This is a genomic window from Arthrobacter sp. Sr24 (assembly GCF_054511175.1).
This window is the reverse complement of record NZ_JBTNDB010000004.1, coordinates 166,120-179,490: the sequence shown is the minus strand read 5'-3', so window position 1 is coordinate 179,490 and position 13,371 is coordinate 166,120. Positions and strand designations below refer to the sequence as shown.

Annotated in this window: 14 protein-coding genes; 7 read left to right on the top strand and 7 right to left on the bottom strand. The window is 59.3% G+C overall.

Annotation, left to right across the window (positions count from 1 at the left end; all coding sequences use genetic code 11):
* Nucleotides 1-307: 307 nt before the first annotated feature.
* The 7 genes from ACX80D_RS04930 (at nt 308) to ACX80D_RS04900 (ending at nt 5,409) form a co-directional block, all read left to right on the top strand.
* Nucleotides 308-568, top strand: a complete 261-nt coding sequence (locus ACX80D_RS04930) for a DUF4235 domain-containing protein (protein WP_459321518.1) — start codon at nt 308-310, stop codon at nt 566-568.
* A 612-nt stretch (nt 569-1,180) separates the two neighbouring features.
* Nucleotides 1,181-1,447 carry a Rho termination factor N-terminal domain-containing protein gene (locus ACX80D_RS04925; protein ID WP_459321517.1) on the top strand — a complete coding sequence of 89 codons (267 nt, stop codon included), beginning with the start codon at nt 1,181-1,183 and terminating at the stop codon, nt 1,445-1,447.
* Nucleotides 1,448-1,529: 82 nt separating this feature from the next.
* Nucleotides 1,530-2,003, top strand: coding sequence for a hypothetical protein (locus ACX80D_RS04920; RefSeq protein ID WP_459321516.1), 474 nt, complete (start codon nt 1,530-1,532; stop codon nt 2,001-2,003).
* A 38-nt stretch (nt 2,004-2,041) separates the two neighbouring features.
* Nucleotides 2,042-2,272, top strand: coding sequence for a CsbD family protein (locus ACX80D_RS04915; protein ID WP_459321515.1), 231 nt, complete (start codon nt 2,042-2,044; stop codon nt 2,270-2,272).
* Between the two features lie 286 nt (nt 2,273-2,558).
* A complete protein-coding gene (locus ACX80D_RS04910; RefSeq protein WP_459321514.1) occupies nt 2,559-3,053 on the top strand; it encodes a hypothetical protein in 495 nt (164 codons plus the stop codon).
* Nucleotides 3,054-3,457: 404 nt separating this feature from the next.
* Nucleotides 3,458-4,012, top strand: coding sequence for a DJ-1/PfpI family protein (locus tag ACX80D_RS04905; protein WP_459321513.1), 555 nt, complete (start codon nt 3,458-3,460; stop codon nt 4,010-4,012).
* 200 nt (nt 4,013-4,212) lie between these two features.
* Entirely contained in the window at nt 4,213-5,409 is a 1,197-nt protein-coding gene (locus ACX80D_RS04900; RefSeq protein ID WP_459321512.1) for an acyl-CoA dehydrogenase family protein, read from the top strand.
* A 62-nt stretch (nt 5,410-5,471) separates the two neighbouring features.
* Here the strand turns inward: ACX80D_RS04900 and ACX80D_RS04895 are convergent, their stop codons facing one another.
* From ACX80D_RS04895 to ACX80D_RS04865, 7 genes are all read right to left on the bottom strand, one after another.
* On the bottom strand, nt 5,472-6,248 hold the full coding sequence (locus ACX80D_RS04895) for an SRPBCC family protein (protein WP_459321511.1): 777 nt from the start codon (nt 6,246-6,248) through the stop codon (nt 5,472-5,474).
* A 7-nt stretch (nt 6,249-6,255) separates the two neighbouring features.
* Nucleotides 6,256-7,134 (bottom strand): FAD binding domain-containing protein, encoded by an 879-nt coding sequence (locus ACX80D_RS04890; RefSeq protein ID WP_459321510.1) that lies wholly within the window; start codon nt 7,132-7,134, stop codon nt 6,256-6,258.
* Complete coding sequence (locus ACX80D_RS04885) at nt 7,131-9,533, bottom strand: xanthine dehydrogenase family protein molybdopterin-binding subunit (protein WP_459321509.1); 2,403 nt, start codon at nt 9,531-9,533, stop codon at nt 7,131-7,133. Before ACX80D_RS04885 ends, ACX80D_RS04890 begins: the two co-directional genes overlap by 4 nt.
* Complete coding sequence (locus tag ACX80D_RS04880; protein WP_459321508.1) at nt 9,530-10,066, bottom strand: (2Fe-2S)-binding protein; 537 nt, start codon at nt 10,064-10,066, stop codon at nt 9,530-9,532. Before ACX80D_RS04880 ends, ACX80D_RS04885 begins: the two co-directional genes overlap by 4 nt.
* A gap of 118 nt (nt 10,067-10,184) precedes the next feature.
* On the bottom strand, nt 10,185-11,348 hold the full coding sequence (locus ACX80D_RS04875; protein ID WP_459321507.1) for an XdhC family protein: 1,164 nt from the start codon (nt 11,346-11,348) through the stop codon (nt 10,185-10,187).
* Complete coding sequence (locus ACX80D_RS04870) at nt 11,341-12,453, bottom strand: vWA domain-containing protein (RefSeq protein WP_459321506.1); 1,113 nt, start codon at nt 12,451-12,453, stop codon at nt 11,341-11,343. Before ACX80D_RS04870 ends, ACX80D_RS04875 begins: the two co-directional genes overlap by 8 nt.
* A gap of 3 nt (nt 12,454-12,456) precedes the next feature.
* A complete protein-coding gene (locus tag ACX80D_RS04865) occupies nt 12,457-13,338 on the bottom strand; it encodes an AAA family ATPase (RefSeq protein ID WP_459321505.1) in 882 nt (293 codons plus the stop codon).
* Nucleotides 13,339-13,371: the final 33 nt, after the last annotated feature.

The following is a 13,371-nucleotide window of genomic DNA, read 5'->3' as shown; positions in this document are numbered from 1 at the left end:
AGGTGAGGACTAGTGGTTCGCGGACACCTCCGTTGGAGGTGAGCCTGACGCGGGGATTCTAGTTTCTTCACCCCGTGCCGCTTGCCGGACCCTGCTGTGAAATTCAGTTCCGTGTCTTGGGACTGAATGCAACGTCACGGTAGTACTCTCAACAAGCGGTGGAGGACAGTCCGAAGAGTATTCCTGCTCCGTTGATCCCCCTTGCTCTTACTGTAACCACAAGATGTCGGTTGCGAAAGCTCGCCACCTTGGCAAGACTAGTCAAGGAAGTAGTAACGTCACTGCGAGAGAACGAGGAGAGAAACGAATGAAAATTCTCATCAGAATTCTGAGCCTTGGGGCGAGTCTGGCTGCTGGGGCCGCGGCGCGTAAAGCGTTGGCCGCGGGCTGGCGAAAGGGGACAGGACATGAGCCGCCTAAGGAGGCCGATGATCTTGGTAATCCTCTACCAGGCGTGTTGGTTTTTGCGCTGGTCACTGCAGGTACTGGAGCTGTCATTCAAGTCGCCACCCAACGCCTTGCGCGCAAGGCCACGCTGAAACTGGAAAGCAATCCGGGTGAGGTATAGTATTCCCACCAACCAGGGGTCTTGCCAAGTCGGGGAGGTAGCTAAGGTGCTGCATTTCAGCGTCTGTAGTTCGAGTGCCGGACCGTACCATCCGCGTCGGTCCCGCTGGCATAACGCCCGCTCATTCCCCACGTTGCCCGTAATGCATTCACGGTGGTAAGGCCTGCAGTAGAACTGTCGAGAGTTCGGGGTGCGTTAGGGGCTGGACGCTACGCTTTCGCGCAAGAAATCTCAGCATGGCAATGCCAATGCCGTAGATATTTCCAGCTCGGCTCGTTACAGTCGAAATGGCGGGTGAAGTGGTCGTAGGCCGCAAAGCCCGGCAGTACTGCAGCCAAGAATTACTCGAAAAGAGTTTTTAGAGTACTTGCATCAGCGAACGAGGAGGACAAACCATGTTTGAACACTTCACAACTTTCCCAGCAATCTTCATTAGCAAGCGGCTAACATGCCAGTCACGTGTGGGCTGGCAGTACGTGGCCGTGGATCCCTAACCCTGTGCAGAGTTTTACCTAAAACAAAGGTTCGGCGCGGTGAACAAGAGGCCCGGCTAAATGCCCCCTAAATGCGCCTCCCAGAGAGAAGCTCACAGAGGACGGAAGGACAGGACACATGCCTGAGAAGCAGAATCCCAGCCTGAAGGATCCAGAGATGTATGAGGCTTTGCGCGATGATGGAGCCTCAGCCCAGAAGGCGGCCAGAATCTCCAATGCAGCTGCCAAGAAGGGGCGCTCAGCTATTGGACGCAAGGGCGGAAATTCCCCTGCCTATGAGGATTGGACCGTGCCCGAACTCAAAAACAAAGCCAAAGAAATTGGGCTCAGTGGCTATTCCAAAAAACGAAAGTCAGAACTCATTAAGTCCCTGCGTAATTCGTAGAATCCACAACTGAGACGGCCACCGCGGCAGCCCTCCCGGCTGCCAAAGGGATCGCCCCTCGATTACCGATTAGGAGAATCAAGTGACTGAGAGCAGCAACGAACCTGTAGAGATTTCCACCCGCATGCGCCCCGGAGAGTGGACGCCGGAATCCCTAAAACAACTGGTGGATTCCTACCAGCAGAAGTTGTACGGCATGGGTGCGCCAAAGGACGAAGTACAGACTTCCGTTGAGACTCCGGAAGATGGATCTGCGCAGGTGCACGTGAGCTGGCAGCATGTGGGGGTCCATACCTTCGCGGATCTGGGTCAAACACCCATGGAAGAGACTAACAACTCTCGTGGCCATGGAGAATCCATCCCCCGTGGAGAGCCGACGCAAGATGCCAAGGGTCTTGGTGCCGTTTTTGGTGACGCCGAGCGTTCGGCCATTGATGAGCCCGTCTCGGAACGGTCCATGGACGCCGAACAAGACCAGCCGACGAACGAATACCGTGTTTACACGAACGATGAGGGCGAGACCTTTGTTGAGGACGCCGAACCCGCTAAAGAGTGAACGCTTGACATCGAAAACAAACAAACACAACAGGAGGAATGATGGGTATCGCAGACAAGTTCGATGCAGCCAAGGACAAGGCCACAGGAAAGATCAAGGAAGCTGTGGGCAAAGCCACCGATGACAACTCCCAAGTGATCGAGGGCAAAGCCGATCAGGTGAAGGGAAGCGCCAAGGACAAGATCGCAGACGCCAAGGCGCATTTCAAGGAGGACGCTAACGATCGTCACACTGACGACACGGAAGGCGGAGCAGCTACCCGCGTTTAGGGAAGTATACTCCTCCGGTCGTAGGGGTAGCGGGTCCTAGACCTGCTGCCCCTACGGGGTGACTCAAGCAAGAAAAAGATCTGAAACAGGATACTGCCGGTGGCAGGACGGAGCAATTCCATGAAAACGTCACCGGCGTGGAAGGCGGTTGCAGCGTAGCGCCAAAAATGGTGCGGATAGAGAATCGACTGGGAAGAAGCCTGGCACCCATGAGACGGCTATAGCAACCAGTGCAGCGGCGAGAATTGGTGAAGCCGTTACGTCCATTAATAGGGGAGTATTGCCCATGGAAACATCATCTGCCGCGCCAGTGGATGAGCCTGATGCCGCCCATCAACGAGGGTCCGAGGTGACGGATTCAACCGTTGAGGCTCTCGGTAAACTCTCCGAAGCCCTCGAAGTGGTGGAGCATGCTAGAGGGCTTCTCTACGGCTTTCATCGGCTCACCGGAAAGGCCGATTTGGCGCTTGGCGAGGCGATACAACTGCTGCGCGCAGCAGGGCATACCGAATTGAGTGAAGTTTTTGACCGCGAGATACTAGGACGCAACGTCATCAGTGGACGGTGGACGTTTCAGTTGGTTGAAGATTACGACGACGGCTACTACGCCGAATTCAAAGCAGCTGAGAAGCGCGCCCGTGAGGAGCTTATAGGCGGTAAACGTCATGTGTACGAGGCGGAGATGAAAGAGAACCGGAGAACGCATGGTCAGAAGCACCACGAGGCGTTGCCTGAGGATGTGGAAAACTGTGGTCCCGGCCGGCCAGGTAATCCGGACTAACCGTGTCAGCAGGAGTTCTTAGCCAGTCAATTCCATGTGTAAGCAAGGACTGTAAGGAAGCATTGATAGGTGCAGAGCGTGGATGGCTAGGCGTCCGGATGGTTGTTATTGACGTGGCCGGGCCCTAGCCTTGAATAAAAGGCAGCGGCCGCAGCGCACGCACATCAGAAATTAGACTGCTGCAGCAACTGCACTACTCGTTGGGAGCGTAACGCTATGGGAATCATTGTTGGCCTATTAATCATTTGGCTTGTTTTATCAGTCTTGGGATTCGTCATCAAGGGCCTGTTCTGGCTGGCAATCATTGGCCTTGTCTTGTTCGTCGCCACAGGAGTAATCGGTTGGGTCCGGAACCGAGGCTCCATCCGGAGCTGATCTGAAAGCCGCAGCGAAAGGAATCAACTGTGTCCAATGAAATCAATGGGAAGCGGATTGCTTTTTTGGTTGCACCACAGGGCGTTGACCACCAAGAGTTGATCACTTTATGGGAGGCAGTTAAGGATGCAGGGGGTAAGCCAGTCCTCCTCTCGACGTCCGGTGGCTCTATTGTGACGCGTGCTCCGGGGGAGACTTCCGGGGAAATTTTCCTGGTCGACGGGCTGGTGGTTGGGCAGAATGCCGAGGATTTCTCGGGACTGATTGTGCCCGGAGGAACGGACCACATCCAGTTTTTGCGTGGAAGTAGTGCAGCGGCCCACTTGGTGACTGACTTTATCGCGGCCGGAAAACCAGTGGCGGCCATCTCCCAAGGTCCCCGGATTTTGATTGATGCTGGAGTTCTGCGGGGAAAGGTGCTGACGGGATGGCCAGGTCTGGCTGAGAATGCCCTCGGCGCCGGGGCACAATGGACAGCAGAAGACGTCCAATTCTGTCCCAATCAGGGCTGGATGCTCGTTACCGGCAGGTCTACGGCGGTGCTCCCTAAATTTGCCAAAGCAATGGTGACCGCCTTCATTTAGTCCAGAGCGCGGACGGACAGGTCACAACAGCAATGAGTGGAACACCGGTGCCAGCGAAATATGCATTGTGATCTACGCGTGGCTTTGATGCTGGCTGGATGTACTGGACTGGACGCTGTTTTACTGGAGAAAAGACCCGCAAGCCTAAGAGCCAAATTCCTACTAGGAGCCTTCTCCGCACCGTCTACGAAGGAATTACGTTGACCAAAAACGCCACTCCCGCCACTCCCGCCGCAACCGCTCAGCGCTCGGATGTCCTCAACCTTGATGCGCTGCTCAGCGAGGAAGAACTTGAGCTGCGCGGCATGGTGCGTCAGTTTGTGGAAGAGCGCATCCGTCCCCATATTGCAGCATGGTACGAGGGCGCCGAGTTCCCCCTGGAAATTGTCAAGGAAATGGGGCAGCTCGGCCTGCTTGGCATGCACCTGCACGGGTACGGCTGCCCCGGCCGCTCCGCAGTCGAATATGGCATTGCTGCCATGGAGTTAGAAGCGGGCGATTCTGGACTCCGTACCTTCGTCAGCGTGCAGGGCTCGCTGGCCATGAGCGCCATCCATAAATGGGGTTCCGAAGAGCAAAAGAACCAGTACCTGCCGCGGATGGCCAAGGGCGAGATCATCGGATGTTTTGCTCTCACCGAACCTACCGCCGGCTCCGATCCGGCGTCCATGGCCACCTTCGCTAGGAAGGACGCTGACGGCTGGGTGCTTAACGGTGCCAAGCGCTGGATAGGACTAGCCTCGGTAGCTCAGATCGCTGTGGTTTGGGCTGAGACTGACGACGGCGTTCGCGGGTTTCTGGTGCCCACCAACAGTCAGGGATTCACGGCGACACCCATCGAACAAAAGCTGTCCATGCGGGCTTCTATTCAATGCGATCTCACTTTCGAGGATGTTCGGCTTCCAGAAGATGCACTCTTGCCTGGCGCCAAGGGACTTCGTGGACCCTTTTCGTGTCTCAACGAAGCTCGCTACGGCGTTATCTGGGGAGTCATGGGCGCCGCACGCGACAGCTACGAGGCAGCTTTGGAGTATTCCTTAGCCCGGTTGCAATTCGACAAGCCCCTAGCGGCTTACCAAATTACGCAGCAAAAACTGGTTAACATGCTCCTGGAAATCCAGAAGGGCACTCTGCTGGCCATCCATACCGGCCGCATGAAGGACACCGGATCCCTGGAACCCGTTCAGATATCTGTGGGCAAGCTCAACAACTGCCGTGAGGCTATAAAAATTTGCCGTGAGGCGCGGTCCATCTTGGGCGGTAATGGTATTACTTTGGACTATTCGCCACTGCGTCATGCCAATAACTTAGAATCCGTGCGCACCTATGAAGGCACCGACGAGGTCCACACTCTGATACTGGGTGCTCACATCACGGGAATTCCGGCCTTCCATTAGAGCGAACGGCGCACCGTGCAGCTGGGACCGCGGTCGGGAGAGCAGTGGGTAGAAACGGCAGTTTATGACCGTCGTCTTCCTCGGCACACACAGATGATCAAAGCTAGAACAGCTACGGCCACGAGCGCGGCCGGCCCAAAGCGTTGGGTCAGCACCGGCAACACGGCCGAACCCAAATCAAGTTCTGCCGCGGCCTGAACTGGGGCTGCCTGAACTGGTGGGGCGGCATGGCGTGCAGCGGGAGGCGGGGGCGGGGGAGCCGGAACCGCTGGCGCTGCCGCAACCGCCGAAGCAGCCGGAGCCGCCGGGGCGGAAGGTGCCGCCGGGGCGGCAGCAACGTTGGTCTCAGTCACGGGTACAACAGGATCCTCCGGCTCCGTCGCCTCAGTCTCTGCCGGCCCTTGCGCCTTCTTAATCACGCATTGCACGAACGCTTCCAGCAGCTTGTCCGAGATGTCCTGGATGACGCCCCGTCCAAATTGTGCGGGCTTGCCCGTGACGTTCATATCGGTGGAAACATCCACGGTGGTGCCTTCACCGTCCGCCGCCAGCACCGCCGTGACGGTGGCGCCAGCCGTGCCGTTGCCGCGTTTATCCTTCCCTTGAGCCTCAATAACCACGGTGTGAGAGGCTTCATCGCGGGAAAGAAAACGCCCCGCGCCCGTGTACAGCATGGCGATTGGACCCAGCTTGATCTTGACCGTGCCGGTGAACGTGTCACCGTCCACGCTGGTCAACGTTGCCCCAGGAAAGCAGGGGGCGATCTCCTCCAGCTCGTTGAAGGATCGCCACGTATCTTCCAACGACGACGGGACCGTGAAATGGTGTTTGAGTTCCATGATGAAGCTATCCCTTCTGCGATGAAAGTCCGACGGCGGCCAGTACCGCACGCTTGGCCACCACCGTTGCGAGGTGGCGCCGGTAGGCGGCATCTCCATTCAGGTCACTGGCCGGATCTGTTCCGTCCGCCGCGTTGGCGCAGGCGCCCGCAATGGCACCCACCTCCAAGGCACAGCCTGCGAGCGCAGCCTCGGTTGAAGTGGCGCGCAGGGGAGTGCTGGCCATATTGGTTAGTCCCAACCGGGCCTCGGCAATGACGCCACCTTCAATCCGGATAAGAGCTGCCACGGCAACAATGGACCATTGCTGGGCCACGCGTGTGAACTTCTCATAGTGGGTTCCCCAGCCGGCGTACTTGGGCACCGTGATGCTGGTGAGAATCTCACCTTCTTCCACTGCCGTGGTGAAGTAGCCCTGGAAGAAGTCAGCGGCATTTACCGAGCGGCTCCCGGCAGGGCCCTGCAGATTGAACACCCCTTCAAGGGCCATGATGGGAGCTGGCATGTCTCCGGCTGGATCGGCATGGACAAGTGCCCCGCCAATGGTGCCGCGGTGCCGGACTTGAGGATCAGCCACCGTGGCGGCAGCCTGCGCCAGTAACGGCGCAAAACTGGCAATCATTGGATGGGTGGCCACCACGTGGTGTGGGGTCATGGCACCTATGGTGAGGGTCTCGCCGTCGTCCCTGATGCCGGAAAGGGAAGGTATCCGCCCCAAGTCCACCACCATGGAAGGATCGGCCATGCGTAACTTCATGACGGGGATCAGGCTTTGGCCCCCGGCCAGTACCTTGACGTCGTCACCGGCTGAAACGGCGGCGGCCAGTAAACTCAGCGCATCAGCAACCGTTGTGGGCGCGGCGTAATCGAACGCGCTGGGAATCATTGCACACCTCCGGTGGTTTTGGCTTCCTGCAGGGCGTGCCACACACGGGCTGGTGTGCACGGCATTTTGATATCTTGCACACCCAGATGGCGGATGGCATCGAGCACTCCGTTGACAATGGCCGGAGTGGAGGCGATGGTGCCTGCCTCACCTACGCCCTTGGCGCCGAGCTGATTGCTGGTGGCGGCTGTCTCGGTCCGCGCCGTGATGTAGTGCGGCAGATCCGGGGCGCCGGGAACCAGATAATCCACGAATGATCCTGAGACCAAGGTGCCGGCGTCGTCGTAGACAGCTTCTTCGAAGAGGGCCTGCGCAATGCCCTGTGCCAAGCCGCCATGGACTTGACCTTCCACCAGCATGGGGTTCACCACCACCCCCACATCGTCCACGCACACATATTTATGGACCGTGACCTGGCCGGTTTCGGTGTCCACCTCCATGGCCGCAAGGTGGGTGCCGTGCGGGTAGGAGAAATTGACGGGATCGAAGGTGGCCTCGGAGTCCAGATTCGGTTCCATACCGTCGGGCAGGTTGTGCGCGGAGAACGCGGCAAAGGCAATTTCGCCGAAGGCCGTGGACTGCTCGGTGCCGCGCACGGTGAAGGAGCCGTTGGCGAAGTCGAGATCGGCTTCGTTGGCCTCCATCATGTGAGCGGCAATCTTTTTGGCTTTCTCAATGACCTTGTCGGCTGCGGCCAGCACGGCCATGCCTCCCACCGAGAGGGACCGGGACCCATATGTGTCCAGGCCACGTTGAGACACTTGCGTGTCACCGTGCAGCACTTCCACGTTCTCGAAAGGGACCCCGAGCCTGTCAGCTACGAGCTGGCTCCACGCTGTTTCGTGGCCCTGCCCGTGCGCCGAAGAGCCAGTGACAACTTCCACGTTGCCGGTGGGCAGCACCCGTACTTGGGCGTGTTCCCATCCGCCGGCCGCATAGCTGAGTGCACCAAGCACACGTGAGGGAGCCAGCCCACACATCTCCGTGAAAGTGGAGATGCCAATTCCTAACTGGACGGTGGCGTTCGTATCTCGCCGCCGCTGCTGCTCGGCCCGCAGCTCCTGGTATCCGAAGAGGCCTAGCGCCTTCTCGGTGGCGGCCTCGTAATTGCCGGTGTCGTATTCCAGCCCTGCCACGGTGGTGAACGGGAACTCGGTGTGCTTGATCCAGTTCTTCTCCCGCAGCTCCAATGGATCCATGTTCAGCTCCACGGCCAACTCATCCATCATCCGCTCAATGGCGAACGTGGCTTCAGGGCGCCCGGCCCCACGGTAAGCATCCGTCCAGGCCTTGTTGGTGAAAATGTTGTGGCACTCAAAGTGGTACGCCGGGAACTTGTAGATCGAGTTGTACATGAACGCACCCAGCACTGGGATGCCGGAGGTGATCAGACCCAAGTAGGCGCCCATATCCGCTAACAGGTCAACGTGCAGACCCGTGACAATGCCGTCCTTCGTGGCGCCGATCTTCAACCGCTGTACCTGCGCCCGCCCATGGTGGCCCACCTGCAGGGACTCACTGCGCGTCTCAGTGAACTTGCACGGCTTACCCATGCGCCGAGCCACCAACAAAGTGATGACTTCCTCAGGGGTGACCTGCAGCTTCCCGCCAAAGCCTCCACCAACATCCGGAGCGACCACCCGAACTTTACTCTCGGGGATGCCTAATGTCAGCGCCAACATAAGCCGCAAAATGTGCGGGATCTGCGTGGCGCTCCACATGGTGATCTGCTGGCCCGTTGGATCCACCACCGTAGAGCGTGGTTCCATGAACGCCGGAATGAGCCGCTGCTGGTACAGGGTCCGCTCCACCACCACATCGGAGTTAGCCAGCGCCTCATCAATGGCGGTACCCGTGCCGGCTTCGCCCGAATCAAACACCCACGTTGCGGACTTGTTCGAATCCAGTGAGGTATGGGCCAACACCGCATCTGTTGCGGCTTCCTCCAGGTCCATGACCACCGGCAGCTCGTTGTACTCAACATCAACAAGTTCGACGGCGTCCCGGGCGGCGGCCACGCTGCGGGCAATCACCACGGCGACGATCTCGCCAGCAAAGGCGACTTCCTCCACGGCGATCGAGGGATGACTGGGAGCCTTCTGATCCGGGGCGACTGGCCACGCATTGGGCAATGAACCTTGCTCATCCGCTACATCGGCGCCGGTCAACACGGCCACAATACCGGGGGAGCACTGCGCTGCGGAGACATCAATGGAAGTAATCATGGCGTGCGCAAAGGGGCTGCGAACCATAGCCAAGTGCAACATCCCCGGAAGCACCATATTGTCGGTGAAGCGCGAACGCCCCGTGATTAGGTGCGCATCCTCCTTCCGAAGCCGGGCCGTGCCAATTTCGGTCCGATCCTTGCCAGTACGGCTGCCTTCTGTTGTCGCGGTCATGACACACCTGCTGTTTCGGAATCGTCCAGAGATGGTGCCACGGAAACACCTGAATCGTCATATTGGACGCCGTCCGCCACGGACTTCACAGCTGCCACAATATTTTGGTAGCCGGTGCAGCGGCATAGATTGCCCTCGAGCCCTTCCCGGATCTCCGTTTCGGTGGGATGTGGGTTTTCTTTCAGCAGCGATGCCGATTGCATGATCATGCCCGGGGTGCAGAAGCCGCATTGGAGTGCGTGGCACTGGTGGAAGGCCTCCTGCAACGGGGCCAGTTTCCCATTTTGGGCCATGCCCTCAATGGTGGTGACCTGGTGTCCGTCCGCCTGCACGGCAAACATGGTGCAGGATTTCACGCTGACACCATCGAGGTGCACAGTACAGGCACCGCAGTTGGTGGTGTCACAACCAATCAGGGTGCCTGTTTTTCCCAGCAGTCCACGCAGGTATTGGACCAACAAAAGTCTGGGTTCAACGCTGTCCGTGTAGCTGACGCCGTCAACGTCCACGGTGATGGATATGGAACTCGCCATTGAGAACTCCTCTAGTTTCTTTGGAGTTCAGACGCCATTGCCTGTCTCCAGCCCATGATGTGCTTCACGTTACATGACGGGCCAGAGGATAGTTAGAGCCCCAGCCCACCTTTCCGTATTAGAGCGGCAAATCCTCACTTTCATCCTCATGTGCGGCGTCCGCGACGAGAACGTGGTGTATTCGCACGTCCATGTCGCTGAGCCTGCCACCCCGCCCGCCCCACTGCAGTGCAATGATCTCAGCCGCAATGGACACAGCGGTCTCCTCCGGAGTGCGCGAGCCAAGGTCCAGGCCGATGGGGCTGGAGAGCTGGGACAACTCCTCCTCGCTCAAACCCGCCTCACGTAGGCGTTCCATCCGGTCGTCGTGGGTTTTGCGCGAGCCCATGGCACCCACATAAGCCACCTCGTGGCGCAACGCCACCTCCAAGAGCGGAACATCAAATTTGGGATCGTGGGTCAGCACGCAAATGACGGTGCGTGGATCCACCAGACCGGCATCAATTTGTGCCTGTAAATAGCGGTGCGGCCACTCCACCACCACCTCATCGGCCACGGGAAAGCGTGCCTTGGTGGCAAAGATGGCGCGAGCATCACAGACGGTGACCCGGTAGCCCAGGAAACTGCCTTGCCGGGCCACGGCCGCCGCGAAGTCAATGGCACCAAACACCAGCATGCGTGGCTGCGGAGCAAAACTGGCCACAAAGACGCGCATGCCGTCCCCGCGACGTTCGCCATCGGGTCCGTACATCAGCGTTGTATTGCGTCCGGCTGCCAGCAGCCCTATCGCATCATCGCTGACGGCATGGTTGGCACGGGCACTCCCCAGCGAGCCTGCAAATCCATCGGGGCGAACCACCAGGTGGCGTCCCAACCAAGCCGGGTCGGGGTGCTCAATAACTGTCACGATCGCCACGGGCCGATCCGCATCCACATGGGCAGCCACGTGGGCCAGCTCCGGGAACGTAGTCTGTGAGATAGCTTCGACAAACACGTCAATGATCCCACCGCATGTCAGGCCTACCTCGAAGGCGGCGTCATCGCTGATCCCATAGCGCTGTAATACCGGTGTGCCGCTGGCCGCCACCTCGGTGGCCAACTCATAGAGGGCTCCCTCCACACATCCGCCGGATACGGATCCCACAGCAAGCCCATCGGAATCGACCATCATGGAGGCGCCGGCCGGACGTGGCGCCGAGCGGAAGGTGCGCACCACCGTCCCCAATCCCACGGTGTGCCCGGCTGCCACAGCTTCCACTAAGTCCTTGAGTACTTCACGCATTGCCCATCACAGCCAACAACTCCTCGAAGCTCTTCAATGAATGGCCCCCAATAAAATCATCAACGTGCGGACGGATAGCCATAATTCCCTGTTGCACAGGCTCGTAGCCGGGCTTGCCCCGGTGTGGGTTGGCCCAGATGACACGACGCGCCACATGATGCAGCCGTTCCACCTGCCTCCCCAACAGCGCCGGATCGCCGCGTTCCCACCCGTCACTGAGAATAACGACGACGGCGGATCTGCCCACCGCGCGCTGTCCCCACCGATCGTTAAAAGCCCGCAGTACCTCACCCAGCCGCGTGCCACCGGACCAATCCGGCACGGTGATTCCGGCCAATGCCAAGGCATCGTCGGCGTCGGGGGTACGGAGCGCGGCTGTAACCCGGGTCAGCCGGGTACCCAAAGTGAAAATTTCCACCTGATGCGGGGCGGCTTGCAGGACATGGTGGGCCAGGCGCAGCAGACTGTCGGCATACGGTGACATGGAACCGGAGACGTCGATGAGCCAAACGATCCGCCGCAGCTTTCTGGGCCTGCGAACGTATTTCAGGGGCCCTGGCTCTCCTCCGCGGCGTAGCTGTTCGCGGAAGGTGCGGGCACGGTCAATCTGCCCGGTTCGCCACGGCTGCTTCCGGCGGGATAAACGCGTAGGCAAGGTGACGGTGAGCTTGCCGAACAGCTGGTGGAGCAGGGCCCCTTCGGCAGGGTCAAGGGTGGCTACATCGCGGTGGCGCAAGAGTTCGTGGCGGCTGGCGACAGCGCGCAGGGACTCTTCGCTTTGTTCGGAACCATCAGGGCCGGCGTCGTCCTCGTCAAGCGCAGCAGCCTGGACCGTGGTGGCTGCACCCATCTCGGCTTTGGGGGCGGCGTGCACGGGAGTGAACCAGTGTTCAAAGGTTCGTTGATAAGCATCCAGATCTTCCGGGGCGGAGCATAAGGTGGCCCGCCCAGCCCAAAAGACCTCACCACGGTTCTCCATGGATAAATGGGCCACGGCGTCAACAAAACTGCGTGAGTGCTCCGCGGTGACCTTCAAGCCGGCAGCACGGACAGCGGCGGCAAAGGCCAGGAGAATTTCCTCAGCGCTATTGGTCACCGCAGCCACGTATCAGCCCAGAATCCTGGCCAGCGCGGCCGTCACGCGTTGGGTATCCTCGCGATATTTGCACAGCGCACCGATACTGGCCGCTGCCGATTCCAGATCCAGTTCGGCACTGCCCAGCAGGTGCAGAGCGCGTGCCCAATCGAGAGTTTCGGCCACACCGGGAGGCTTCATAACATCGTCGGTGGCGCGGATCTGTTGGACGGCCCGGACCACTTGTTCGGCCAGAAGTGTCGGGACTTGGGGCAGCCTGGTGCGCACAATCTCCACCTCCCGGGCCAAGCCTGGGTGGTCAATCCAGTGATACAGGCAGCGACGCTTGAGCGCATCATGCAGATCGCGGGTGCGGTTGGAGGTCAGCACAACCAGCGGCGGGACGGCGGCTTTCACCGTGCCGAATTCCGGAATGGAGACTTGATAGGTGGATAGGACCTCCAGCAGGAACGCCTCAAATTCGTCATCTGCCCGGTCAATTTCATCGATCAACAGCACGGCAGGGCTTTGTTGCAACGCTTTCAGAATAGGCCGGGCCAGAAGGAAGCGCTGATCGTAGAGCGAACTTTCCAGATCGGCGGTGCTGCGGGTTTCGCCACCTGCTTCAACGCTGCGTAGGTGCAGGATCTGTGCAGTGAAGTCCCAATCGTAAAGAGCCTGTGTGGCGTCAATGCCTTCGTAACACTGCAGCCTGATCAGGGGCAGAGCAAATGCCTGAGCTAGAGCTTGCGCCATGGCCGTTTTGCCTGTGCCGGGTTCACCTTCAAGCAGTAGCGGGCGCTCCATTGACATGGCCAAATAGGCGATGGTGGACAGCCCTTCATCAGCAAGATAACCAGTTTCGGCCAGTCTGGCAGAGAGTGCGCCCGCGGAAGCAATCGACGTCGTCGTCATGGCCTAAGCATAACGGCCGAGGAGGCGGGCGCT